24 protein-coding genes are annotated in these 24,461 nt (G+C 67.5%); 13 read left to right on the forward strand and 11 right to left on the reverse strand.

Translation table 11 applies throughout. The features are described 5' to 3' along the window. Window positions 1–2: 2 nt before the first annotated feature. Complete coding sequence (locus tag ABID97_RS09175) at window positions 3–368, reverse strand: hypothetical protein (protein WP_354398203.1); 366 nt, start codon at window positions 366–368, stop codon at window positions 3–5. Between the two features lie 97 nt (window positions 369–465). Here ABID97_RS09175 and polA point away from each other — a divergent pair, with 97 nt between their 5' ends. From polA to ABID97_RS09190, 3 genes are read left to right on the forward strand one after another with little or no spacing between them, the layout of a single operon-like run. Further along, window positions 466–3,288 carry a DNA polymerase I gene (gene polA, locus ABID97_RS09180; RefSeq protein WP_354398204.1) on the forward strand — a complete coding sequence of 941 codons (2,823 nt, stop codon included), beginning with the start codon at window positions 466–468 and terminating at the stop codon, window positions 3,286–3,288. Window positions 3,289–3,320: 32 nt separating this feature from the next. Beyond that, window positions 3,321–4,607, forward strand: coding sequence for a M20/M25/M40 family metallo-hydrolase (locus tag ABID97_RS09185; RefSeq protein WP_354398205.1), 1,287 nt, complete (start codon window positions 3,321–3,323; stop codon window positions 4,605–4,607). Between the two features lie 7 nt (window positions 4,608–4,614). Beyond that, on the forward strand, window positions 4,615–5,517 hold the full coding sequence (locus ABID97_RS09190) for a LysR family transcriptional regulator (protein WP_354398206.1): 903 nt from the start codon (window positions 4,615–4,617) through the stop codon (window positions 5,515–5,517). A gap of 3 nt (window positions 5,518–5,520) precedes the next feature. Here the strand turns inward: ABID97_RS09190 and ABID97_RS09195 are convergent, their stop codons facing one another. After that, window positions 5,521–6,741 carry a D-amino acid dehydrogenase gene (locus ABID97_RS09195; RefSeq protein WP_354398207.1) on the reverse strand — a complete coding sequence of 407 codons (1,221 nt, stop codon included), beginning with the start codon at window positions 6,739–6,741 and terminating at the stop codon, window positions 5,521–5,523. A 229-nt stretch (window positions 6,742–6,970) separates the two neighbouring features. On the opposite strand from ABID97_RS09195, the gene ABID97_RS09200 reads away from it, so the two are divergent. From ABID97_RS09200 to ABID97_RS09220, 5 genes are all read left to right on the forward strand, one after another. Continuing rightward, window positions 6,971–7,858 (forward strand): transporter substrate-binding domain-containing protein, encoded by an 888-nt coding sequence (locus ABID97_RS09200; RefSeq protein ID WP_354398208.1) that lies wholly within the window; start codon window positions 6,971–6,973, stop codon window positions 7,856–7,858. A gap of 16 nt (window positions 7,859–7,874) precedes the next feature. After that, window positions 7,875–8,615, forward strand: coding sequence for an aspartate/glutamate racemase family protein (locus ABID97_RS09205; RefSeq protein WP_354398209.1), 741 nt, complete (start codon window positions 7,875–7,877; stop codon window positions 8,613–8,615). A 113-nt stretch (window positions 8,616–8,728) separates the two neighbouring features. After that, complete coding sequence (locus ABID97_RS09210) at window positions 8,729–9,628, forward strand: dienelactone hydrolase family protein (protein WP_354398210.1); 900 nt, start codon at window positions 8,729–8,731, stop codon at window positions 9,626–9,628. A gap of 99 nt (window positions 9,629–9,727) precedes the next feature. Further along, window positions 9,728–10,663 carry a ZIP family metal transporter gene (locus tag ABID97_RS09215; RefSeq protein WP_354398211.1) on the forward strand — a complete coding sequence of 312 codons (936 nt, stop codon included), beginning with the start codon at window positions 9,728–9,730 and terminating at the stop codon, window positions 10,661–10,663. 125 nt (window positions 10,664–10,788) lie between these two features. Then, window positions 10,789–11,004, forward strand: coding sequence for a hypothetical protein (locus tag ABID97_RS09220; protein ID WP_354398212.1), 216 nt, complete (start codon window positions 10,789–10,791; stop codon window positions 11,002–11,004). On the opposite strand, the gene ABID97_RS09225 is transcribed toward ABID97_RS09220, so the two are convergent. Continuing rightward, window positions 11,001–12,188 carry an NAD(P)/FAD-dependent oxidoreductase gene (locus ABID97_RS09225; protein ID WP_354398213.1) on the reverse strand — a complete coding sequence of 396 codons (1,188 nt, stop codon included), beginning with the start codon at window positions 12,186–12,188 and terminating at the stop codon, window positions 11,001–11,003. The genes ABID97_RS09220 and ABID97_RS09225 overlap by 4 nt on opposite strands. 199 nt (window positions 12,189–12,387) lie before the next feature. On the opposite strand from ABID97_RS09225, the gene ABID97_RS09230 reads away from it, so the two are divergent. Beyond that, complete coding sequence (locus tag ABID97_RS09230) at window positions 12,388–13,065, forward strand: helix-turn-helix domain-containing protein (RefSeq protein WP_354398214.1); 678 nt, start codon at window positions 12,388–12,390, stop codon at window positions 13,063–13,065. Between the two features lie 19 nt (window positions 13,066–13,084). On the opposite strand, the gene ABID97_RS09235 is transcribed toward ABID97_RS09230, so the two are convergent. The 7 genes from ABID97_RS09235 to ABID97_RS09265 are packed head-to-tail and all read right to left on the reverse strand — an operon-like array spanning window position 13,085 to window position 19,329. After that, entirely contained in the window at window positions 13,085–13,723 is a 639-nt protein-coding gene (locus ABID97_RS09235; protein WP_354398215.1) for a DUF3299 domain-containing protein, read from the reverse strand. A 4-nt stretch (window positions 13,724–13,727) separates the two neighbouring features. Further along, window positions 13,728–14,990, reverse strand: a complete 1,263-nt coding sequence (locus ABID97_RS09240; RefSeq protein ID WP_354398216.1) for an ABC transporter permease — start codon at window positions 14,988–14,990, stop codon at window positions 13,728–13,730. Then, window positions 14,987–15,721: an ABC transporter ATP-binding protein gene (locus ABID97_RS09245; protein WP_354398217.1), complete on the reverse strand. Its 735-nt coding sequence runs from the start codon at window positions 15,719–15,721 to the stop codon at window positions 14,987–14,989. The genes ABID97_RS09240 and ABID97_RS09245 overlap by 4 nt, the downstream gene beginning before the upstream one ends. Window positions 15,722–15,725: 4 nt before the next feature. Then, a complete protein-coding gene (locus tag ABID97_RS09250; protein ID WP_354398218.1) occupies window positions 15,726–16,307 on the reverse strand; it encodes a DUF2796 domain-containing protein in 582 nt (193 codons plus the stop codon). Further along, on the reverse strand, window positions 16,304–17,212 hold the full coding sequence (locus tag ABID97_RS09255) for a sulfurtransferase (protein WP_354398219.1): 909 nt from the start codon (window positions 17,210–17,212) through the stop codon (window positions 16,304–16,306). The genes ABID97_RS09250 and ABID97_RS09255 overlap by 4 nt, the downstream gene beginning before the upstream one ends. A gap of 37 nt (window positions 17,213–17,249) precedes the next feature. Continuing rightward, on the reverse strand, window positions 17,250–18,167 hold the full coding sequence (locus ABID97_RS09260) for a DMT family transporter (RefSeq protein WP_354401711.1): 918 nt from the start codon (window positions 18,165–18,167) through the stop codon (window positions 17,250–17,252). 22 nt (window positions 18,168–18,189) lie between these two features. Next, window positions 18,190–19,329, reverse strand: coding sequence for an aromatic ring-hydroxylating oxygenase subunit alpha (locus tag ABID97_RS09265; RefSeq protein WP_354398220.1), 1,140 nt, complete (start codon window positions 19,327–19,329; stop codon window positions 18,190–18,192). A 286-nt stretch (window positions 19,330–19,615) separates the two neighbouring features. Between ABID97_RS09265 and xseB the strand changes: the two genes are divergently transcribed. The 4 genes from xseB to ABID97_RS09285 all read left to right on the forward strand — a co-directional run bounded on the left by xseB (window position 19,616) and on the right by ABID97_RS09285 (window position 23,889). Next, window positions 19,616–19,882, forward strand: a complete 267-nt coding sequence (gene xseB / locus ABID97_RS09270; protein ID WP_354398221.1) for an exodeoxyribonuclease VII small subunit — start codon at window positions 19,616–19,618, stop codon at window positions 19,880–19,882. After that, complete coding sequence (locus tag ABID97_RS09275) at window positions 19,879–20,793, forward strand: polyprenyl synthetase family protein (protein WP_354398222.1); 915 nt, start codon at window positions 19,879–19,881, stop codon at window positions 20,791–20,793. The genes xseB and ABID97_RS09275 overlap by 4 nt, the downstream gene beginning before the upstream one ends. A gap of 38 nt (window positions 20,794–20,831) precedes the next feature. Beyond that, entirely contained in the window at window positions 20,832–22,715 is a 1,884-nt protein-coding gene (dxs, locus tag ABID97_RS09280; RefSeq protein ID WP_354401712.1) for a 1-deoxy-D-xylulose-5-phosphate synthase, read from the forward strand. 91 nt (window positions 22,716–22,806) lie between these two features. Beyond that, window positions 22,807–23,889 carry a TRAP transporter substrate-binding protein gene (locus ABID97_RS09285; protein WP_354398223.1) on the forward strand — a complete coding sequence of 361 codons (1,083 nt, stop codon included), beginning with the start codon at window positions 22,807–22,809 and terminating at the stop codon, window positions 23,887–23,889. A 96-nt stretch (window positions 23,890–23,985) separates the two neighbouring features. On the opposite strand, the gene ABID97_RS09290 is transcribed toward ABID97_RS09285, so the two are convergent. Next, window positions 23,986–24,456, reverse strand: a complete 471-nt coding sequence (locus ABID97_RS09290; protein WP_354398224.1) for a hypothetical protein — start codon at window positions 24,454–24,456, stop codon at window positions 23,986–23,988. Between the last annotated feature and the right edge of the window lie 5 nt (window positions 24,457–24,461).

Below are 24,461 nucleotides of genomic sequence, written 5' to 3' on the forward strand. Positions count from 1 at the left end.
GGTCAGAACTTCATCACGTTCCAGACCCGGGCGCCGTTGCCGTTCGAGTTGGCATCGCCCGAACCCGTGCGCGCGCCCGGATCGTTCGGCCGCACCTCGTAGCCCGGCACGTTGGCCTTGGGCTTCACGTTGATGCTCTGCGTGCGGCCGCCGTAGCGCACCTCGTCGACCGAGGCGCCGCTGTCTTCCGTGTGGATGTGCTCGACCTTCTGGTTGCGGCGGCCGTCGGCCTGCTCCTCATTTTGTAGCGGAGCGGGCGGCACGGCGGCACCTGCGGGTGCGGGCTGCGCCTGCACGGCGGCCAAGGGAGCGGCAAAGGCCAGCGCCAGCAGGATGCGGCGGGCGACCAGGAGTGTGGGGCTAGGCATGAAAGGATTGTAGGCTGCGCACCGCCTGCGGCGTGTCGGCGGGCGGCGCTTGCCGTCGTGGTTCGGAAGGCCGGTCCGGGCACGGCAAAATGGCCCGATGACCGACAAGAAAACGCTGCTGCTCGTCGATGGCTCGAGCTATCTCTACCGCGCCTTCCATGCCATGCCCGACCTGCGGGCCGTTCCCGGCGATCCGAAGAGCCCTGCGACCGGCGCCATCCGCGGAATGATCAACATGATGACGGCGCTGCGGCGCGAGGTCCGCGCCGACTACGCGGCCTGCATCTTCGACGCGCCCGGCAAGACCTTTCGCGACGACCTGTACCCCGAATACAAGGCCAACCGCTCGCCCATGCCCGACGACCTGCGCAGCCAGATCGAACCCATCCACGAGGTGGTGAAGCTCATGGGCTGGCCGGTGCTCTGCGTGCCCGACATCGAGGCCGACGACGTGATCGGCACGCTCGCGAGGACGGCCGCGCAGCAAGGCGTGGAGGTGATCGTCTCCAGCGGCGACAAGGACCTGAGCCAGCTGGTGGACGAGCACATCACGATCATCGACACGATGAACGGCAAGCGGCGCGACGTGGCCGGGGTGACGGCGGAATTCGGCGTGCCGCCCAACTTGATGATCGACTACCAGACGCTTGTGGGCGATGCGGTCGACAACGTGCCCGGCGTCGACAAGGTCGGCCCCAAGACAGCCGCCAAATGGCTGCTCGAATACGGTTCGCTCGACGCCCTGATCGAACGGGCCGCCGAAGTCAAAGGCCAGGCCGGCGAAAACCTGCGCAAGGCACTCGACAAGCTGCCGCTGAGCAAAAACCTCGTCACGATCCGCACCGATTGCAATCTGGCCGGACACGTCACCGGCCTGCCGTCCCTCGCAGGCCTGCCGGTCGGTGCGCCGAACACCGCCGAGCTCAAACCCTTCTACGAGAAGTTCGGCTTCAAGAGCCTGGTCAAGTCGCTCGAGGCCATGGAAGTGCCGCCCGAGCTGATCGAGGAAAACATCAAGAAGCAGCAGGCCCGCGGCGGAGCGGCAAGCAGCGACCAGGCGGGCCTGTTCGACGACTCGACCAATCTCGGCGCCATCGAAGCCGCATCCCCCGCCAGCAACCTCGAATACGAAACCCTCACGACCTGGGAGCAGTTCGACGGCTGGCTCGCCAAGCTCGAGGCCGCCGAGCTGGCCGCCATCGACACCGAGACCACCTCGCTCGACGAGATGGTCGCGCGCATCGTGGGCCTGAGCTTCAGTGTCGAGCCCGGCGCGGCGGCCTACGTTCCGCTCGCGCACAACTATCCCGACGCGCCCGCGCAGCTGCCCATCGACGAAGTGCTCGCCCGGCTCAGGCCCTGGCTCGAAAACCCCCAGAAGAAAAAGCTCGGCCAGCACATCAAGTACGACCGCCATGTGTTCGCCAACCACGGCATCGAAGTGCAGGGATATGCGCACGACACCATGCTGCAGAGCTACGTGCTCGAGGCGCACCGGCCGCACGGCCTCGCAAGCCTGGCCGAACGACACCTGGGCCGCAGCGGCATCTCCTACGAAGACCTCTGCGGCAAGGGCGCGCACCAGATACCGTTCAGCCAGGTCGAGATCGCCAAGGCCGCCGAGTATTCATGCGAGGACAGCGACCAGACGCTCGACGTTCACCTGGCACTGTGGCCGCAGATCGAGCGCGATGAGAAGCTGCGCTTCATCTACCAGCTGGAGATGGATTCGAGCGAGGCGCTCTACCGCGTCGAGCGCAACGGCGTGATGATCGACGCGCCCACGCTCGCGGCGCAAAGCCACGAGCTCGGCACGCGCATCATGGCGCTCGAGCAGGAGGCCTATGAGCTGGCCGGCCAGCCCTTCAACCTGGGTTCGCCCAAGCAGATCGGCGAGGTGTTCTTCACCAAGCTGGGCCTGCCGGTGGTCAAGAAGACGCCGAGCGGCGCGCCGAGCACGGACGAAGAAGTGCTCGAGAAGCTGGCCGAGGATTTTCCGCTGCCGGCCAAGATCCTCGAGCACCGCGGCCTGTCCAAGCTCAAGGGCACGTACACCGACAAGCTCGGCCAGCTGGCCAACCCGCGCACCGGCCGCGTCCACACGCACTATGCGCAGGCGGTGGCGGTCACGGGGCGGCTGTCGAGCAACGATCCCAACCTGCAGAACATTCCGATCCGCACGCCCGAAGGCCGCCGCGTGCGCGAAGCCTTCGTTGCACCGCCCGGCAGCGTGATCGCAAGCGCCGACTACTCGCAGATCGAGCTGCGCATCATGGCGCACATCAGTGGCGACGAGTCGCTGCTGCGCGCTTTCCGCGAAGGCATCGACGTGCACCGCGCCACCGCCGCCGAGGTGTTCGGCTCCACGCCCGACCAGGTGTCGAGCGAGCAGCGCCGCTACGCCAAGGTGATCAACTTCGGGCTCATCTACGGCATGAGCAGCTTCGGGCTCGCGCGCAACCTGGGCATCGAGACCAAGGCCGCGGCCTCCTACATCGAGCGCTACTTCGCGCGCTATCCGGGCGTGAAGGCGTACATGGACGAGACCAAGGCGCTCGCCAAGGAGAAGGGCTATGTGGAGACGGTGTTCGGCCGCCGCCTCTACCTGCCCGAGATCAACTCGCCCAACGGCCCGCGCCGCGGCGGCGCCGAACGCGCGGCCATCAACGCGCCCATGCAAGGCACGGCCGCCGACCTGATCAAGCTCAGCATGATCAAGGTGCAGGACATGCTCGATGCCGAGCAGCGCGCCACCAGGATGATCATGCAGGTGCACGATGAACTGGTGTTCGAAGTGCCCGAGGCCGAGGTCGAATGGGTGCGCACCGAAATTCCGCGCCTCATGGCCAGCGTGGCGGACCTCAAGGTGCCGCTCCTGGCCGAGATCGGCATCGGTCCCAACTGGGACAAGGCGCACTGATCCCCCTCAACCAAGAAGGAAGAACCACGCCCATGAAGATCCAGCCTCGCAAGTTCCTGCTCGCCGCTGTCTGCGCCGCATGGCTCGGCAGCGCTTTTGCCGCACCCGATGCGCGCATCGCCGCGCTCGCCGCCAAGGAAAAACCCGCGCTGCTCGAGACGCTGAAAGAGCTGGTGTCGATCGAATCGGGGAGCCGCGATCTCGAAGGCCTCGAGAAGATCTCCAACCTTGTTGCGGCCAAGTTCAAGGCCATGGGCGGCGAGGTCGAGCTCATCGACCCGAGCGCCGACGCGTACCGCATGGAAGACACGCCCGAGAAGATCGGCCGCGTCGTGCGCGCCACCTTCAAGGGCACGGGCAAGAAGAAGATCATGCTCATTGCGCACATGGACACGGTCTACACCGTGGGCATGCTCAACAAGCAGCCGTTCCGCGTCGAAGGCGACAAGGCCTACGGCCTGGGCATTGCCGACGACAAGCAGGGCGTCGCGGTCATCACGCACACCGTCGCGATGCTGCAGGCGCTGAAGTTCAAGGACTACGGCACGCTCACGGTGCTGATCAACGGCGACGAGGAGATCAGTTCGCCCGGTTCGCGCACGCTCATCACGCGCCTCGGCGGCGAGCACGATGCGGTGCTGTCGTTCGAAGGTTCGTCGGTCAAGGAGGACAAGCTCTCGCTTGCCACCGCCGGCATTGCCTCGGTCGCGCTGAACGTGACCGGCAAGGCCTCGCATGCGGGTTCCGCGCCGGAGCTGGGCGTGAACGCGCTCTACGAGCTCTCGCACCAGATCCTGCAGATGCGCGACCTGTCCGATCCGGCCACGGGGCTCAAGATGAACTGGACCATTTCGAAGTCGGGCAGCAACCGCAACGTGATTCCGGCCAGCGCCTCCGCGGGCGCGGACGTGCGCGTGCTCAAGGTGAGCGACTACGACCGCATCGAGCAGCAGGTACAGGAGCGCGTGAAGAAGCAGCTGATCCCGGAGGCCAAGGTCGAGATGAAGTTCGAGCGCCGCCGTCCGCCGCTGGAGGCCACCGATGCCTCGCGCGCGCTCGCCAAGCATGCGCAGCAGATCTACAAGGACGAACTCGGCAAGCCGCTGGGTGCCGACGACGCGGTGGCCGGCGGCGGCACCGATGCCGCCTTTGCCGCGCTCAAGACCAAGGCGCCGGTGGTCGAGCGCTTCGGCCTGCAGGGCTTCGGCGCGCATTCGGCCGATGCCGAGTACGTGCTGGTCGATTCCATCGAGCCGAGGCTCTACCTGGCCACCCGCATGGTGATGGACCTTTCGCGCAGCAAAGTCGCAGGCAACTGAACTCGCCATGCGCCTGCGCCACATCGAGGTCTTCAACGCGATCATGCTCACGGGCAGCGTGAGCGCGGCGGCAAGGCTCATCAACATCACGCAGCCCGCGGTGAGCCGCACCTTGCAGCATGCCGAACTGCAGCTGGGCTTTCCGCTGTTCCAGCGCGCCAAGGGCCGGCTCACGCCGACCACCGAGGCGCTCACGCTGTATCCGCACATCGAGCGGCTGTTTGCGCAGCTCGACGAGGTGCAGCGCCTGGCCGCCAACCTGCGCGCGGGCAGCGACACCGGCGAGCTGCGCATCCTGAGCGTGCTGGCGCTGAGCTACGAGGTGCTGCCGCGCGCGCTCAAGGCCTTCCGCGAAAAGCATCCGGGCCATTCGATCACCGTCGAGTCGCTGCACTCGCCGCAGATCATGTCGGCGCTGCTGCTGCAGGAGGCCGACGTGGGATTCGTCTTCAGCCCCGCGGTGCATCCCTCGCTCACGCAGGAGACCTTGGCCGACACGCGCATGGTGTGCATCGCGCCCAAGGGCATGCTGCCGCGCGCGCTGGTGCGCAGCGGGTCGGTGGCGCTGCAGGACCTGGTCGACAGGCCGGTCATCGGGCTCGACAGCCGCGACCCGGTGGGCACCAGCCTGAGCCAGGCCTGCCGCCAGGCCGGCGTGGGCTTCCAGCAGGCGGTGGTCACGGTGCAGACCTATCACGCGGCCCTGTCGATGGCGCACCATGGGCTGGGCGTGGCGCTGGTCGATGGCTGCACGGCCCGTTCCGCCGACAGCGCCAAGGTCGACGTGCTGGCGTTGGAGCCGCACATCCCGGTGCCGGTGCGTGCGCTGCGGTTCGCGGGCAAGCCCGATTCGGTGGCGGTGCGTGGCATCACGCGCTGCATGCGCGAGGCGATCGAGCAGGCGGGCTGACGCTCAGGGGCTGGCGGGTTCCAGCGACTCGGCAATCCGCTGCGCAGAGCCGAAGGCCAGCGTGAAGCCCAGTGCGCCATGGCCGGTGTTGAACAGCATGTTCGACGGCGCGCCCGGCAGGCGTCCGATGATCGGCAGCCCCTTGGGCGTGGCCGGCCGCATGCCGGTCCAGGGGTGCAGTTCTTCGAACCGGCTCGCATGCGGAAAGACGGCGCGCGTGGCGGCCGCCAGCGTCTCGATGCGGGTGGCCGGAATGCTTGCGTCATGCCCCACCAGTTCGGCCATGCCCGCCACGCGCAGCCGAGAGCCGATGCGCGCGAACACCACCTTGCGCGCGCTGTCGGTCACGTTGACCCGCGGGGCCGCGCCGGGAGAAGGGTCGACGTCCACCGTGATGCTGTAGCCCTTGAGCGGGTACACCGGCAGGTAGGCACCCAGGGCGCGTCCGAGCTTGTGCGACGCCGATCCCAGCGCCATCACGAAGGCGTCGGCCTCGATGTCTCCGGTGCGCGTCTTCACGGCGGCCACCTTGCCTTCGCTGCGGGCGAAGCCTTGCACGTCGGTGCCGAGCAGAAAGCGCACGCCGCGCGCGCTGAGCACCCGCATGAGTTCGGCGCACACCTTGAGGCAGTCGGCCGCGCATTCGCTGGGCGTGTAGACCGCGCCGGCCATCTGGGTGCGATAGTCGGCGAGCGCAGGCTCGATGGCGACGCACTCGTCGGGCGACACGATGCGCTGCTCGCTGCCCATGGTGCGCTGGAGCTCCAGCTGCGCGCGGGCGCCTTCAAGCGATGCCGCGCTGGCATAGAGCACCAGCTTGCCGGTGGCCGAGAAATCGCAGTCGGGCGCGACGTCGGCCCGCATCGCCTCGAAGCCGGCTCGGCTCAGGGCGGCCAGCGCGAGCAGCTGCGCGGTGGTGTCGCGCGAGGCCCGGGCATTGCAGGCTGCGAGGAAAGCCAGCCCCCAGCGCCACTGCAGCGGATCGAGCTGGGGCCGCAGCTTCAGCGGCGAGGAGGGCGAGAGCAGCAGCTTGGGCAGCTGGCGCCAGATCGACGGATCGGCCAGCGGCTGCACGTACGAGTAGCTCAGCTGTGCGCCGTTGCCGCCGCTGGCGCCCGCACCGGGCGCCGCGCGGTCGATCACCGTGACTTGATGGCCTTGGCGCTCGAGTTGCCAGGCGGTGGCCAGGCCCACGATGCCGGCACCGAGCACGCACACATGCATGGAGGCAACTTTCGGGAAGTGGAGAAGGGGACGCGTCGACTGTAGGGGCCCGGCGCGCGGCCCGGAAATGCCAAAACCGCCGTGGCCCATAGCCAAAGCGCATGCCCCGGGCCGCGGGCGTCCTAACCCATAACCTTTGGGTATGGCCTAGGGTTCATTTGGAATTGTCGGCGTGTGTCACTCCTTCTTACACTGGCCTTCCTGTTCAACCCCTCTGAAGAAGGCTCGCATGAAACTCTCCGCTTTGATGGCCGCCGCCGCCGTGGTGCTGCTTTCCGCCACCGGCGTCCAGGCTGCCGACACGCTGGCCAAGATCGCCGAGTCCGGCAAGATCACGCTCGCCTACCGCGAGTCGTCGGTGCCCTTCAGCTACCTGGACGGCCCCAACAAGCCCATCGGCTTCTCGGTCGAACTCTCCAACGCCGTGGTCGAGGCCGTGAAGAAGAAGCTCAACAAGCCCAACCTGCAGGTGCAGCTGATGCCGGTCACGTCGCAGAACCGCATCCCGCTGATCACCAACGGCACCGTCGACCTGGAGTGCGGCTCCACCACCAACAACAGCGCGCGCGGCAAGGACGTGGCTTTTGCGGTCAACCATTTCTACACGGGCACGCGCCTCCTGGTGAAGAAGTCCTCGAAGATCAAGGACTACGCCGACCTCGCCAAGAAGACGGTCGCCAGCACCACCGGCACCACCAACGCGCTGGTCATGCGCAAGTACAACACCGAGAAGAACCTGGACATGGACATCGTGCTCGGCAAGGACCACGCCGACGCGTTCCTGCTGGTGGAAAGCGATCGCGCCGTGGCCTTTGCCATGGACGACATCCTGCTGTTCGGCCTGATCGCCAACGCCAAGAACCCGGCCGACTACGAGGTGGTGGGCGAGGCGCTGCAGGTCGAGCCCTATGCCTGCATGCTGCCCAAGGACGACCCGGCCTTCAAGAAGCTGGTGGACGACACCTTTGTCGCCATGATGAAGAGCGGTGAGTTCGAGAAGCTCTACACCAAGTGGTTCATGTCGCCGATCCCGCCGAAGAACGTGCCGCTGAACCTGCCCATGAGCCAGCAGCTCAAGGACAACATCAAGGCTCCCTCGGACAAGCCTGCAACCTGACCCGCAGACGTACGCAATGGTTTCCACAAACGTCGTTGGCATTCTGGGAGGCATGGGCCCCGCGGCGGGGGCCGACTTCGTGCGGCTCTTCGTCGAGGCCTGCGCCCATCAGATGCGCGCGCGCGGGGAGCCGGTGCGGGACCAGTCTTTTCCGGAACATTGGCTGGCGCAGGTGCCGGTGCCCGACCGCACCGATGCGCTGGGCTCGGCCGAGAACGGCGCGCACCAGCCGCTGGAGCCGATGCTGCAGGCGCTCGGGCGCCTTGCCGCGCTGGGCAGCCGGTCCGTGGCCATTGCATGCAACACCGCGCATGCCTGGCATGCCCGCCTGCAGGAACGCTTCCCGCAGGTCGAACTGCTCCACATGGCACGCGAGGTGGCGCATCATCTTGCGGCAGAGGACGCAGGCAACGTGGCGCTCATGGCCACCGAGGGCACCTACCGCGTGCGCCTCTACGAACAGGCGCTGGCCGAGGCGGGACTCGACTGCCATGTGCCGCTGGCGGAAGAACGCCGCATCATCACGCGGGGCATCTTCGACGGCGTGAAGGCCGGCAACATGAGGCTCGCTGAAGCGTGTTTTTCACAGGTGGCGCTGCAGCTCGCCGAGCGCCACGGCCCGGTGGCCATCATCATGGGCTGCACCGAGGTGCCGCTCGGGCTGCAGGGCTCGGCGGCCGTGGCCGGGCTGCGCCTGGTCGACCCGGCGCAGGTGCTGGCCGGCGCCCTGGCGCGCCGCGCCTACCGCGCCTGTTGAGGCCGGCAGGGCATCGGCCCTGCGCCGAACGGGCCACGCTGATTTCGCCTACATTGCGGCGTGCGTTTTTGCGCATGCCCCCTTTGTTCGACGATTCAACTGGAGCCCCACCCATGTCCCTTCGCGACGACAGCCGTTCCGACTTCGATTCGCTTCGCCCCGGCGAGAGCACAGAGCAGGGCGCCACGCGCCGCACCGCACTCAAGGCCGCCATCGGCGTGGGCTACGCGGCGGCCGTCGTGCCGGTCATGGCGCAGACCGCGATCAGCACCTCGGCCGAAGGCCTCAAGGCCGGGCCGATCAAGTACACGGTGAACGGCTTCGAGGTGCCTGCCTACGCGGCCGCGCCGGCCGGCAAGACCGGCTTGCCGGTGATCCTGGTGATCCAGGAAATCTTCGGCGTGCATGAATACATCGCCGACACCTGCCGCCGCTTCGCGCAGCTCGGCTACCTGGCCATTGCCCCGGAGCTCTATGCGCGCCAGGGCGATCCGCGCGGCTACACGGACATTCCCAAGCTGCAGGCCGACATCGTGAGCAAGGTGCCCGATGCGCAGGTGCTCGCCGACCTCGATGGCGCACTTTCGTATGCAGCGGCCAATGGCGGCAACATGGCAAAAGCAGGCATCACCGGCTTCTGCTGGGGCGGGCGTCTGGTCTGGCTCTACGCCGCCACCGGCAAGGTCAAGGCGGGAGTGGCCTGGTACGGGCGGCTGGTCGGCCAGCCCAGCGAACTCACGCCGCGGCACCCGATCGACGTGGCGGCCAACCTGCAGGCGCCGGTGCTGGGCCTGTACGGCGGCAAGGACCAGGGCATCCCCCTTGACACGGTTGATAAGATGAAAGCAGCGTTGGCAAATGGGACCCCGGCTGCCAAGGCTTCGAGCTTCGTCGTGTATCCCGAAGCAGGCCATGCGTTCCATGCCGACTACCGCCCGAGCTATGTCAAGAGCGCGGCCGAAGACGGTTGGCAACGCGCCACCGCCTGGTTCAAAGCCAATGGCGTCGTCTGACGGCAGCCAGTAGCCACCCACCGCCGAAGGCCGTCCGAGTGACGGCCTTTCTCTTTGTATGAACGGTATCGGGCATCGATGCCCATCGATATTGCAGCTATGAATTTGATAGTGATCATCGCGGCCACCCTGGTCGCCGGCATCGGAAGCGTGTGGCTCGCGGCCTTGCTCCTGCGCGTGGGCGTGCGCAGTGGTTCGGGCGGCGTCAACTCGCAGCACCTGCTGAGCCTGGCCGCCGGGGCGCTGCTCGCCACCGCCTTCATGCACCTGCTGCCCGAAGCCTTCGAGAGCCGCATCGAGCCCGCGATGCTGTTCGGCGTGCTGCTGTTCGGACTGGTGTTCTTCTTCCTGCTCGACAAGGCGGAGCTCTGGCACCACGGCCACGAGCATCATCACGGCGACCCGGTGCCGGGGCCGGTCGGCCACACGGCGGGCGACCATGGGCATGCCCACGCCGGCCACACGCACCACGATCACGCGCATCACGACCATGCGCCGCGCGCAGGCGGCGGCTGGGCCGTGCTCACCGGCGACAGCGTGCACTGCTTCGGCGACGGCATCCTGATCGCGTCGGCGTTCATTGCGGACCTCCGCCTCGGGCTGGTGGCGGCTGTCGCGGTGCTCGCGCACGAGATTCCGCACCACATCGGCGACCTGGTCGTGCTGCGCCAGAGTTCGGCCAACCAGCGTGCGGCGCTGGTCAAGGTGTCGCTGGCCGGCACCATGACCATGCTGGGCGGCATCGTCGGGTGGTGGCTGGTCGACCAGTTGCACGGCCTCCTGCCGTACTTCCTGGTGCTGGCGGCCAGCAGCTTCGTCTACGTGGCACTGGCCGACCTGATTCCCCAGTTGCAGAAGCGCCTGCCCGCGCGGCAGACCGCTGCGCAGATCGCATGGCTGATCGTCGGCATTGCGCTCGTCACGCTGGTGAGCCGGCTCGCGCATGGCGAGCACGGGCATGGCCATGCGGAACACGGCCATGCCGAGCACGGCCATGCGCATGAAGGCGAAGGCGCCGGGGCGCACAAGGACTGAACGGCACCCGCCGGATACTTTCCGAAACCGACACTGTTGAGTCGGATGAGGCACGGCAGCCGAAAGAGGTGCACCATCGGGGGTCTGACGAATGTCTCGTCCATGCCATCGCCGAGGAACCGATCATGAACAACGTCGACGCCAAGAAGGGTGCCGCCCCGCCATCGATAGAAGATGAGGAAGACGACTCGCCTGTCGATGATTTCGAGGAATCGGATTCCGAGGTCACCGACGACCTGTCGGACGAAACCGGCATCGACCTGACGGATGCCAGCGAACTCGACGCCGACAACGTGCCGGCCGACGAAGAGTTCGACCGGGTGATGAACGCGCCCGACTAGCCCGCTTGCCTGGCTGAACTTTCGACAGCCCCGGCCCTTGTGCGCAAACGCTGCGGGCCGAGCATCTCTGCGGTGAGCCCGAAGCCCGCAATGCGTTCGGGCAGGGGCAGTCCGCGCGCGAGTGCGGCACAGGCTTCGCCCATGGCGGCGGACGTCTGGATGCCGTAGCCTCCCTGTGCCGCGACCCAGAAGAAGCCCGGCGCGCCGGGATCGAAGCCCCCCACCAGGTCGCCATCGGCCACGAAGGAACGCAGCCCCGCCCAGGTGCGCGTGGGACGGCGGATGGCGAGCGTGGTCGCCTCCTCGATGCGATGGATCGCGAAGGCGATGTCCAGCTCCTCGGGCTGCACGTCCTGCGGCTCGACCGGATCGGCGTTGGCCGGGGAGCCGAGCAGCATGCCGGCATCGGGCTTGATGTACCAGCCTTCGTCGGCACCGAACACCATCGGCCAATGTGCAACGCTGCTGCCTTCGGGCGGCGCGAAGATGAAGGCCGAGCGCCGCCGCGGCTCGATGCCGATGGGTTCCACCCCGGCCATCTTCGCAATGCCATCGACCCAGGCGCCTGCGGCGTCGAGCACCACGGCCGCTTCGTACACCACGCCGCCGGCGGTCACGCGCCAATGGCCGCCGACGCGTTCGATGGCCGTCACGCCGGCATCGCACACCAGCTTGCCGCCGGCCTGCCGCATGCCGCGCAGGTAGCCTTGGTGGATGGCATGCACGTCCATGTCGGCGGCGTCGGGCTCGTACACGGCGCCGGCCACCTGGTCGGGCCGCAGCACGGGCACCCTCCTGATCGCCTCTTCGCCGCTGAGACGCTCGGCGCCCGTGTCCATGGCGCGCAGCACCTCCCAATGCGCCTCGAGTTCCGGCAGGTGCGCCTCGTCGGCAACCATCATCGCGCCGCGCGGCGTGAGCAGCGGATGCTCCGAGAAGCCTTCGGGGGGGTGCTCGAGGAAGGCACGGCTCGCCATGGTGAGGGCACGCACCTGCGCCGTGCCGTAGCTTTCCATGAAGAGGGCGGCCGAGCGGCCGGTGGCGTGATAACCCGGCTGGGACTCGCGTTCAAGCAGGATCACGCGGGCATGCGGCGCGAGCCAGTAGGCCACCGAGGCGCCGGCAATGCCGCCGCCGATGACGAGGTAGTCGGCCGCGACGGGCTCTGTCGTGTTGGAAATCATAGGTGAAAGTGTAGGCAAAAATTTGCGGATACGCAAATTTGGCGTTGCCACCATAGGGCGGCTGCTGCGTCGGCCGGAGGAATTTTGCGTCGACGCAATTTGCGCATCCGCAAACCGCGGGCGCCGCGCGCGCGGCAACCCCGCCGTGCGCCGGCCCCCGCACTGGCAGAATCCGCGGTGCACTACAAGAGAGCCAAGCGTGAATCCACACACGGGCACCAAGCCGGGTACCAGGCCGAAGGGCGAGCCGCCGATGCTGGACCGCACCACGTTCGGCAACCGGCTGCGCGCGGCGCGCAAGCGTTTCGGCTGGACGCTGGTCCAGCTGGCCGAGCGTTCAGGCGTATCGATCACCACCATCTCGCGCGCGGAACGCGGGCAGCTCGCACTGGGGTACGAGAACTTCACCGCGCTCGGCCGCGCGCTGGAGATGGACATGAACGCGATGTTCGCCGGTGGCGGCGCCAAGCCCGGGCAGCTCGACGGCCCGGTCGTCACCCGAGCGGGCAAGGGCGTGGTGTACCGCGGCTTGTCGATCACCTACGAATTCCTCGGCACCGCGGCCGCCGGCAAGCAGATGAGCCCGATCGTCGGCATCGTGCATGCGCGTCGCGTGAACGGGCCCGAGGACTACGTGCGGCATTCGGGAGAGGAGTTCGCCTATGTGCTTTCGGGCGCCATCGAAGTGCACTTCGACAACGGCAAGGTCGTGCGCCTCGCGCGCGGGGACTCGCTGTACTTCGACAGCCGCATCGGCCACGCCTATGTGAGCGTGAGCCGGCAGCTTGCGAAGATCGTGGGCATGACCACGGCGGAAAGCGGCCACATGAAATCGGCGCGCGAGGCGCCCGCCCCGCGGCGGCCGCGCAAGGCCTGAGGCTGCGGCCCGCGCAGGCTTACTTTGCGCCGCCCGTGTACTTCGTGACGCTGGTCGCGTTCACGTGATAGCCGCTCACACCCATCATCGAATCGTTGCGCAGGGTCTGCAGCTTGCCCGTGACCCACACGGTGTCCATGGCGCGAAACTTGGCGCCCTTGGACGTGACCACATGCAGGATCTGGTTGGCCGGCGGTGGCGGCGTATGGATGCAGGCGCCGAAGTAGGGCACGAGAAGGAACTCGGTGACCTCGCCCTTGGCTTCCTCGAGCGGCACGATGAAGCCCGGAATCTTGATGTCCGCCCCGTTCATGGCCGGATTGGTCGGCGCGTTGTTCGACACCTCCTGCATCTTCATGAGCAGCTCGTTGGCGCGCGGGTCGCCGTCGTTGAGCGCGCTCAGGTCCATGCCCTTGAATTCCTTGGACGGATCCCAGTCCTTGGGCACGAGCTCTTCCCAGGTGATCTGCCGCGGCTGGCCCGCTGCGGCCTTGGCGGCCACGGGCGGCGCAGCCTTGCCGCCGAGCGGGTTCGATGCGGTGGTGTCCTTCGGCGCGGGTTCCGCGGCCCATGTGGCGGCAGCAAGCCCTGCGCCGGCAAGCAGCAACGAAAGTCGCATGAAAGCCCGGAACGTGAGTGTCTTTTTTGCGATGCGCATGGTTTCAAATCCTCGGTGAGAGGCCATCGGCGAGCGAGAGCCGGTAGGCGCGGATGCCGGGCAAAAGGCTTGCGAGCCAGCCCGCCGCCAGCAGGCTTCCCATCAGCAGCCATTCGTTCAGTGTAGGTTCCGAAAGGCTCAATGTCAGCCCGAACTGCGACTGCAGCCATGGCGAGAGCAGGGCGATGCCGAGCACGGCCATCGCCACGCCGAAGGCCACGCCCAGCACGGTGACCATTGCGCCTTCGAGCGCGAGCAGCGCCAGCACATGGCGCAGGCTCGCGCCGACGGCGCGCAGCACGGCCAGTTCGCGCCGCCTTTCGTTCAGGCCCGCCATCACCACCGAGACGAGGCCCGCGAGGCTCACCAGCGCGACCAGCGCCGACATCAGCAGCAAGGCGTTTTCGCCGATGCCGATGACGCTCCAGAGTTCGTCCAGCGCCACGCCCGGCAGGATGGCCATCAGCGGCTCGCCGGTGTAGGTGGAGATCCAGCGCTGCACGCCGAACACGGCGGAGCGGTTTTTCAGGCCCACGAGCGCGGCCGTCACGTTCTTGGGCGTGAGGTCGAACTTTCGCACCTGCTCGGCCGGGATCTTCACGCCCGGCATCGGCGCGCCGCCCACCCATTCGAGGTGGATCGCCTCCATGGCTTCGAGCCCGATGTGCACCGTGCGGTCGACCGGCGTACCGGTGCGCGCGAGCACGCCGACCACCGTGAAGGGCTTGTCGGCATGCTCGGCGGTGTTGAGTTCGCCGCTGCCGTGCGAGAGCGTGATCCTGCGGCCGACGTGGTAGCCGAGCTTGTCGGCCACTTCGGCGCCCACCACCGCATCGAACAGCGCGCTGAAGGGCTGGCCTTCGCGCAGCTTCAGCTGCTGGCGATCCCCGTAGCGAAAACGGGAAAAGTATTCGGGCGAGGTGGCCAGCACCGCGAAGCCGCGGTGCGAGTCGCCCAGCGAAAGCGGCACCACCCAGTCGACGCCGGGGTGCGCGGCCAGCGCCTGCACGCTCTTCCACGAGATGTTGTTGGTGGCTGCGCCAATGCGGAAGACCGAATACAGCAGCAGTTGCGTGGAGCCGGTGCGCGCACCCACGATCAGGTCGGTGCCCGAGACGGACGATGCGAAGTTCTCGCGCAATTCGGTGCGGATGCGTTCGACGCCGAGCAGCAGGAATGTGGACAGCGCGATCGAGAACACCGTGAGCGCGAGCGTGAAGCGCCGGTTCCAGGCGCTGCGCCATGCGATGGAGAAGAGGGCGCTCATGGGGTTGGGGCCGCCGCGCGGTTGATCTCGGGCAGCAGCACATGGCGCGCAAAGCGCTGCGCGATGCGCTGGTCGTGGCTCACGAAGACGAGCGCGCTGCCGTTCACCGCGCAGGCCGTCAGCAGCACGTCGAGAAAGGCTTCGCGCCTGTCTTCGTCGAGCGCGGAGGTGGGCTCGTCGGCAATCACCACCTCGGGCTGGCCGATGAGCGCGCGCGCCGCCGCGACGCGCTGCTGCTGGCCGACCGACAACTGCATGGCCTGGCGCTTCCACAGGCTGCGGTCGAGTCCCATCTGCGCGAGCAGGTGCTCGGCCTCTTCGCGCGAGCTGCCGGCGCGTGCGGCCTGCGCCTCGCGTCGCTGCGAAAAGCGGCAGGGCAGCAGCACGTTGTCGAGCACGCTCAGATAGGGCAGGAGGTTGAACTGCTGGAAGATGTAGCCCACGTGCGCCACGCGGCTGCGGTCGCGCGCGGCGCCCGAGAGCCGCGACCAGTCATGGCCCAGCAGCGTGACCCGGCCTTCGCCGGCCACCAGCACGCCGGCCAGCAGCGACAGCAGCGTGCTCTTGCCGCAGCCGCTCGGGCCGTGAAGGAAGACCGATTCGCCGGCTGTGATGCGGAAGGCCTCGATGTCGATGCACGGCGTCTTCATGCCGGGCCATGCGAAGCGCAGCGCTTCAACGGCGAGCACCACGCGCAGCGGTGGTGCCTCGCCCTGGGGGGCGGTGCTCACAGGGTCACTTGCCCCAGCCCAGGCGCACCGGCTGCGTGGCCTGCGCGCCGGCCGGGCGCTTGAGCTGTCGCTTGAACTGGCCTTGCGCCGAAGCGATCTGGGAATCGACCAGGCGCAGGCCCTTGAACACGGAGAAAAGGTTCAGGTCGATGAACCTGGCGGCCGCTGCGTTGGTGCAGTTGAAGGAGAAGGTGGCATCGAGGTCGGCGTGGCCTTCGGGCTCGTTCGCATCGGGCTTGCCGAGCCCGAGCGCGGCGGAGCGCAGGTCGACCGGGCCGAGCTTGCAGTTAGCCGCCGGGTCGATGATGAAGAGCTTGTCCGCCGCGCGCAGCTCGGCGACGGCGTCTTCGACGGACTTCTTCTCGGCATCGGTCTTCGGGGCGCGCTCGAAGCCGACGATGTTGTCGAGCGGCGACGCCATGTCGATCACGACCGTGGGACCGTCGACGGCGACGTCGAGCTTGATCTGGCCGTGCACGTGCGCATGCTGCTGCTGGGCCTCGGCCGGAAGAAAGGGGGCCGCGGCCAGCAATGCTGCAGCGAATGCGAAGCCGTTGATGCGCCGTCGAAGTCGGATCTTTGTCATGGTTCTGCGCCTTGCCGGGTCGGCAGCCCCGGCGTGTTGCTCCATTCGCTCCAGCTGCCGGCATAGAGCGCGGTGGTCCCCAGGCCCGCGATCTGCATGGCAAGCAGGTTGGGCACGGCGCTCACGCCACTGCCGCACTGGTGGACCACCGTCGCCGGATCGCGTCCCGCGAGCAGCGCTTCGAACTCGGCTCGCAATTGCGATGCCGGCTTGAACTTGCCGTCGGGGCCGAGGTTCTCGGCGAAGGGCCGATTGAGAGCCCCGGGGATGTGACCCGCAATCGGGTCCAGAGGTTCCACCTCTCCGCGATATCGCGCGGGAGCACGCGCGTCGATCAGGTTCTGGTCAGGCTGGCCGAGCCGGCGCACCACGGCGTCGGTGGTGGCGAGCCTGGCCAGCGGCTCGCCCGGCACGAAGTTCGACTGGAAATGCGCCGGCTCCTCGCGGTCCGTGACTTCGCCGCCTGCGGCCTGCCATGCCTGCAGGCCGCCGTCGAGCACGGCCACGGCGTCGTGGCCCATCCACTTGAGCATCCACCACAGGCGGCCGCAGAAGTTGGCGCCGTTGCGGTCGTACACCACGGCCTGCATGTCGTTGGAAAAGCCGACGCCCGACAACCAGGTCGCGAACTTCTCGCGGCTCGGCAGCGGATGGCGTCCGCCCGATGCCGGCACGCCGTCTTCCTGCGCGACGACCACGTCGCCCTGTGCGCCGGGCACGCCATGCTTCGCGCTGAGGTCGGTGTCGAGGTTGGCATACACCGCGCCGGGAATGTGCGCGGCGGCATATTGCTGTGCGCCCGCTTCAGGCTTCATGAGGTCGAAGCTGCAATCGAAGACCATGAGCCGCGATTTGGCAGCCTGCAGCTGCTGCAGTTGTTCGGCGCTGACGAGGGTGGTGTACATGGTGCGGTTCCTCCGTTGTCGATGAATACGATGCGGTTCAGTGTTCCTCGGCCGGCGCCTTGGGTACCGCGCGCTGGCGCAGAACGGTGGCCGCGATGCCGCTCACGATGATGAGTGCCATGCCGGCCCAGCCGGCGGCGTCGATGCGGTCGTCGAACAGCACCACACTGTAGAACGCCGCAAAGACAATGCCGGAATACTGCAGGTTGGCCACCACCAGCGTTCCCGCCTGGGTCTTGGCCGTGGCGTAGGCGCGCGTCATGCAGAGCTGGCCGAGGGCGGCCAGGAGCCCGATCGGCAGCAGCCACAGCGCGTGTTGCCAGGTCCAGGCGCCGCCGCCCGAAAACCCCGTGGCCGCGGTGGCGAAGGCGCCGGCCACGGCCGAGCCCACTGCAAAGTAGAAGACGGTGCGCAGCTCGGGTTCGCCGATGCGCGACAGCGCGACCACCTGCATGTAGGCGAACGCCGCCGTGAGCCCCGAGAGCAGGCCCAGCAAGCCCGCGAAACCTTCGTGGCCGTCGACCGATGGCTTGAGCATCAGCACCACGCCCACGAAGCCCGCGAGCACCGTCAGCACCAGCGGTCCCTGCAGCGGCGGACGCTCCACGCGGCCGTCGCGGCCAGGCACCGGCACCCACGCCAGCAGCGCGCCGCCGACCAGGAAGGCCGCGATCCAGACGCTGCTCATGTAGTTGAGGGTGACGGCCGTGGCCAGCGGCATGTGCGCGATGGCATAGAACCACGCGCCCAGCGACACCACGCCGATGGTGCTGCGCCAGGCGTGCATGCCGGGATATCGGGTGACCAGCGAGACGCGCCGGTTGCGCGCCAGCAGCCACAGGAACACGATGCCGATCAGGCCGCGTCCGAGCACCATTTCGCCGCTGTTGAACCAGGCCGACGCCACCTTGACCACCACGCTCATGGTGGCGAACAAGAAGGCGCCGAGCACCATCCAGAGTGCTTGCACTATGCGGTCAGGCGTTCTGCATCGCGCTGCGGTACCACTCGTGGAACTGCTGCATGCCGTCTTCCATCGGGCTCTGGTAGGGGCCGCTCTCGTCGTCGCCGCGCAGCATGAGGGCGCGCCGGCCTGCGTCCATGCGCTCGGCGATCTCGTCGTCTTCGACGCAGGTCTCCATGTAGGCTGCCTGCTGCGCCTCGACGAACTCGCGCTCGAAGGCCACGATTTCCTCGGGGTAGAAGAACTCGACCATGTTGAGGGTGCGGGTCGGGCTCACCGGGTGCAGCGTCGACACCGTGAGCACGTGCGGATACCACTCGATCATGACGTGCGGATAGTAGGTGAGCCAGATGGCGCCGTACTTGGGCGGCTTGCCTTCGCGGTACTTGAGCAGTTGCTCCTGCCACTTCTGGTAGATGGGGCTGCCCGCGCGGCCGAGCCGGTTGGCCACGCCCACCGTCTGCACCGAGAAGTTGCGGTCGAACTCCCAGCGCAGGTCGTCGCAGGTGACGAAGCTGCCGAGGCCGGGATGGAAGGGGCCGACGTGGTAGTCCTCGAGATAGACCTCGATGAAGGTCTTCCAGTTGTAGTTGCACTCGTGCAGCTCGACCCGGTCGAGCGCATAGCCCGTGAAGTCCAGGTCGGCGCGCGGGCCGAGCTCGGCCATGTCGGCCGCCACATCGCGGCCCTCGCCGCTGGGGCCGCGCTCGAACAGCAGCCCGTTCCACTCGGTGAGCGGATAGTTGTGCAGGTTCAGGCAGGGGTCCTGGTCGAAATGCGGCGCACCGATGAGCGTTCCCGTGGTGCGCGGGTCGGCGGCGGCATAGGTCCAGCGGTGCAGCGGACACACGATGTTGCCGCCGGTCTGGTTGGCCAGCTGCCCGCGGCCTTGCAGGATGAGCGCCTGCCGGTGGCGGCACACGTTGGAAATGAGCTCGACGCCCTTGGGCGTGTGCACCAGCGCACGGCCCTGGTGCTCTTGCGGCAGCGTGTGGTAGTTGCCCATCTCGGGCACGGCCAGGCGGTGGCCCACATAGCGCGGGCCTTGCGCGAACAGCGTCTGCATTTCGCGCGCGTAGAGCGACTCGTCGAAGTACGCGGAAACTGGAAGTTGGCTCGCGGCCTGCTGCAGTTGAAGACTTAAATCAGACATGAGGACCTGACCAAGCTCCCCACAGGGAGAAAAAGGAGAAAACGGAACGCGCCGTCTGGAGTCCGAAGGGGCGACGGCCCGGAGAGTCGTGCCGGGTTGGCCGGCAAGGGAAGCCGCCATTGTACCCAAGGGCCCATCGCGGCGCCCGTGCTTTCGATATGCCATTGCCGCGCGCCGGCCATGCTTGCCATGGATCGCCGGACCCTCGTGCACGGCGCACTTGGAGGAGGCGGGCGCCCATCCGGTTCCCCGCCCTAAAATGCCCGATTTCACATTGTTCTCTCGCATGCCCAAGGTTCCTTCTTCCGCCATGTCCAGCCCGGCAGCCACGCCCGACACGGGGCCGCTGCCGGCCAGCTACGAAGCCGGGCTCCAGGAGTTGGAACAATTGGTTGCAGAGCTCGAGTCCGGCCAACTGCCGCTCGACCAGTTGCTCGGCAGCTACCAGCGCGGTGCCGCACTGCTCGCCTTCTGCCGCGAGAAGCTCCAGGCGGTCGAGGACCAGATCAAGGTGCTCGATGCGGGGAGTCTCAAGCCGTGGACGGCAGAATGAGCGCCGCTGTGAGTGATTGGGACGCCGCACGCCTGGCCGGCTGGAGCGAGCCGCATCTGGCGCATGTCGAGGCGGCGCTTTCGCGCTGGGTCGGCGTCGATGCACCGGTGCTGCTCGGCGATGCCATGCGCTACGCCGTGCTCGATGGCGGCAAGCGGCTGCGTCCGCTCCTGGTGCTGGCCGCGAGTGAAGCCGTGGGCGGCAATGCAGCCGCGGCCCTGCGCGCGGCCTGCGCCACGGAACTCATCCATGCGTATTCGCTGGTGCACGACGATCTGCCGAGCATGGACAACGACGTGCTGCGGCGTGGCAAGCCCACGGTGCACGTCAAGTTCGGCGAGGCCGATGCGCTGCTGGCCGGCGATGCGCTGCAGGCCCTGGCCTTCGAGCTGCTGACGCCCGAGGGCAACGAGATTCCCGCAGCCACCCAGGCCTTGCTGTGCCGCCTGCTGGCGCGCGCCGCGGGCAGCCAGGGCATGGCGGGCGGACAGGCCATCGACCTCGCCAGCGTGGGCATGGCGCTCGATGAAGACCAGCTGCGCGAGATGCACCGGCTGAAGACCGGCGCGCTGCTGCAGGGCAGCGTCGAGATGGGTGCGGCCTGTGCCGCGGCCGTGACGCCCGCGGCACTGAATGCGCTGCGCGACTACGGCGCCGCGATCGGCCTGGCCTTCCAGGTGGTCGACGACATCCTCGACGTCACGGCCGATTCGCAGACGCTCGGCAAGACGGCCGGCAAGGACGCTGCTGCAGACAAGCCCACCTACGTGTCGCTCTGGGGCCTGGACGGTGCGCGTGCGCAGGCACGGCAGCTGCTCGCCGAAGCGCTCGCGGCGCTGGAGCGCAGCGGCCTTGCCGATACCGCGGCACTGCGCGCGCTGGCCCACATGGTCGTCGACCGCGACCGATGAACAGTTCACTGATGGACAAGAAGACCCACGACGATCCCATGGCTGCGCTGCTCCCCACGCTTCACGATCCATCGCCCATCCGCCACTACGACCGCGCACAGCTCAAGCAGCTGTCCGATGAAGTGCGCGCCTGCGTGCTCGACAACGTCTCGCGCACCGGAGGGCACCTGAGCTCCAACCTCGGCACGGTCGAACTCACGGTCGCGCTGCATCACGTGTTCAACACGCCGCACGACCGGCTGGTGTGGGACGTGGGCCACCAGACCTACCCGCACAAGATACTCACGGGCCGGCGCGAGCGCATGCCCACGCTGCGGCAGATCGGCGGCATCTCGGGCTTTCCGCAGCGCAGCGAGAGCGAGTACGACACCTTCGGCACCGCGCATTCGTCGACCAGCATCTCGGCCGCGCTCGGCATGGCCATGGCGGCCAAGCAGAAGGGCGAAGACCGCCACACCGTGGCCATCATCGGCGACGGCGCGCTCACGGCGGGCATGGCCTTCGAGGCGCTCAACAACGCCGGCGTGTGCGACTGCAAGCTGCTGGTGATCCTGAACGACAACGACATGTCGATCAGCCCGCCGGTCGGTGCGCTCAACCGCTATCTCGCGCAACTGATGAGCGGCAACTTCTACGCCGCGGCCAAGAACGTCGGCAAGAGCGTGCTGCGCGCGGCGCCGCCACTGTTCGAACTGGCCAAGCGCTTCGAGCAGCATGCCAAGGGCATGGTGGTGCCGGCCACGCTGTTCGAACAGTTCGGCTTCAACTACGTCGGGCCCATCGACGGCCACGACATCGACTCGCTGGTCCCCACGCTCGAGAACCTCAAGCACCTGGACGGCCCGCAGTTCCTGCACGTGGTCACCAGGAAGGGACAGGGCTACAAGCTGGCCGAGGCCGACCCGGTGGCCTACCACGGGCCCGGCAAGTTCGATCCGCAGGTCGGCCTCGTCAAGCCCGCCGCCGTGCCGAAGCAGACCTTCACGCAGGTCTTCGGCCAGTGGCTGTGCGACATGGCGGCGCATGACGGCCGGCTGGTGGGCATCACGCCGGCCATGCGCGAAGGTTCGGGCCTGGTCGAGTTCGAGCAGCGCTTTCCCGGCCGCTACTACGACGTCGGCATTGCCGAGCAGCATGCGGTGACCTTCGCGGCGGGCCTGGCTTGCGAGGGGCTGAAGCCGGTGGTCGCCATCTACTCGACCTTTCTGCAGCGCGCGTATGACCAGCTGATCCACGACGTGGCGATCCAGAACCTGCCGGTGGTGTTCGCGCTGGACCGTGCAGGCCTGGTCGGTGCCGACGGCGCCACGCACGCGGGCGCCTACGACATCCCGTTCCTGCGCTGCATTCCCAACATGAGCATCGCGTGCCCGGCCGACGAGCGCGAGTGCCGCCAGTTGCTGTCCAGCGCCTATGCGCAGAACCATCCGGTGGCGGTGCGCTACCCGCGCGGCGCCGGTGCCGGCGTCACGCCGCACCTGGCGCTCGACGCGCTGCCTTTCGGCAAGGGCGAAGTGCGCCGCGAAGGCAAGCGCATCGCCATCCTCGCGTTCGGCACCTTGCTGTACCCGGCGCTGGCCGCGGCCGAATCGCTCGATGCCACGGTGGTCAACATGCGCTGGGCCAAGCCGCTCGACGTCGAGCTGCTGCTGCAGGTGGCGGGCGCGCACGATGCCATCGTCACGGTCGAAGAAGGCGCCACCATGGGCGGCGCCGGGAGCGCCGTGCTCGAGGCGCTGCAGGCCGCCCAGGTGCACAAGCCGGTGCTCCAGCTGGGCTTGCCCGACCGGTTCATCGAACACGGCGATCCCGCGAAGCTGCTGGCCAGCATCGGGCTCGATGCCGCGGGAATCGAGCAATCGGTCACGCAACGCTTCGGCGCGGCCCTTTCCGCAGGGAAAACCCCCCCCGGTGCGATGTAGCAGGTTTTTACAATCGCCCAGGCCTAAAAGCCCCGCGATGCGACCACGAGTTGCGTCGTTGTTTTTTCCAATGCACTCGGAGTGAATTTCAATGGATCGTCGTTCCCTTATCAAGAACGCTGGCATCGCCGGCGTCCTCGCAGCAGGCATTGCGCCCGCAGTCCACGCGCAAGCCGCCGTGCGCTGGCGCCTGGCCTCCAGCTTTCCGAAGCCCCTAGACACGATCTACGGCGGCGCTGAAGTTTTCTCCAATGCAGTCAAGGCCATGTCGGGCGGCAAGTTCGAGATCTCGGTGCATGCAGCCGGCGAACTGATGCCCGCCTTCGGCGTGGTGGACGGCGTGCAGCAGGGTTCGGTCGAAGCCTGCCACACGGTGCCTTACTACTTCTATGGCAAGAACCCGGCCTTCGCACTCGGTTCGGCCATTCCCTTCGGCATGAACGCGCGCCAGATGAATGCGTGGATGATGCACGGCAACGGCCGCAAGCTCATGGACGAGTTCTACGGCACCTACGGCATGCTGAGCTTCAACGGCGGCAACACGGGCACCCAGATGGGCGGCTGGTTCCGCAAGGAAATCAAGACCCCGGCCGACCTCAAGGGCCTGAAGATGCGCCTGGGCGGCGGCCTGGTCGGCGACGTGATGACCAAGCTCGGCGTGGTGCCGCAAAGCATCCCCGGCGGTGAAATCTACCAGGCGCTGGAAAAGGGCACGATCGATGCCGCCGAATGGGTGGGCCCTTACGACGACCAGAAGCTCGGCTTCAACAAGGTCGCGCCCAACTACTACTACCCCGGCTGGTGGGAAGGCGGCCCCGAGGTCGACTTCTTCATCAACAAGAAGGCCTTCGATGCGCTGACGCCCGAGAACAAGGCCATCATCGCGGCAGCTTCCGCCATGGCCGCGCAGGACATGCTGGCCAAGTACGATGCCCGCAACCCCACCGCGCTCAAGCAACTGATCGGCGCCAAGACCAAGCTGCTGCCTTTCAGCAAGGAAATCCTCGACGCGTCGTACAAGGCTTCGTTGCAGGTCTACGAGGAAAACAGCGCCAAGAGCCCGGAGTGGAAGAAGATCTATACCGACTTCCTCGCCTTCCAGCGCGACCAGGTGGCATGGTTCCGTGTTGCCGAAGGCCGCTTCGACAACTACATGCAATCCGTGAAGCTCTGAGCTTCGAGGCTGCAAACAAAAACCGCGCACTGCGCGGTTTTTTTATGGGCGCCCGGATGCGCCTTTGCGCGTCGCGCGAGCAGGGCGCAAGCTAGGTCAGAGCTTGCGTGCCTGCTTGAGCTCGGCCACGAGGCGCTCGAATTCGGCAATGAGTTCCGGCGTGGCCGCATAGAACACCGCGAACTTGCCCACCAGCGTGCGCACGTAGATCCGCGGCGCAATCAGCCAGTCGAGCCCGCGCACGCGGATCAGCCTGCCGAAGGCGAGGTCGTCGAGCGCCATGTGCTTGTCCCAGATCCAGCGCTGGTGCAAGCCTTGCCGGTCGATGCGGGTGCGGCTGGTCATGATGTGGAACCAGGTCCAGCCCATCAGCGCAATGCCGGCGAGGAACCAGCCCAGGCCGCCGGTCCGGGCGCTGCCCAGGGCGCCCGCCGACCAGAGCTGCGCCAGCCAGAAGGCGCAGCCTCCCACGATCACGGTGGCCAGCAGCTTGAAGGGCAGCGAAAACGCCTGACCCTCGACGGCGTCGCCCCCCGAGGGCTCGAAACGAAACGGTGCGGGACCCAAGGCGG

This window comes from Variovorax sp. OAS795 (assembly GCF_040546685.1).
GTDB lineage: Bacteria > Pseudomonadota > Gammaproteobacteria > Burkholderiales > Burkholderiaceae_C > Variovorax.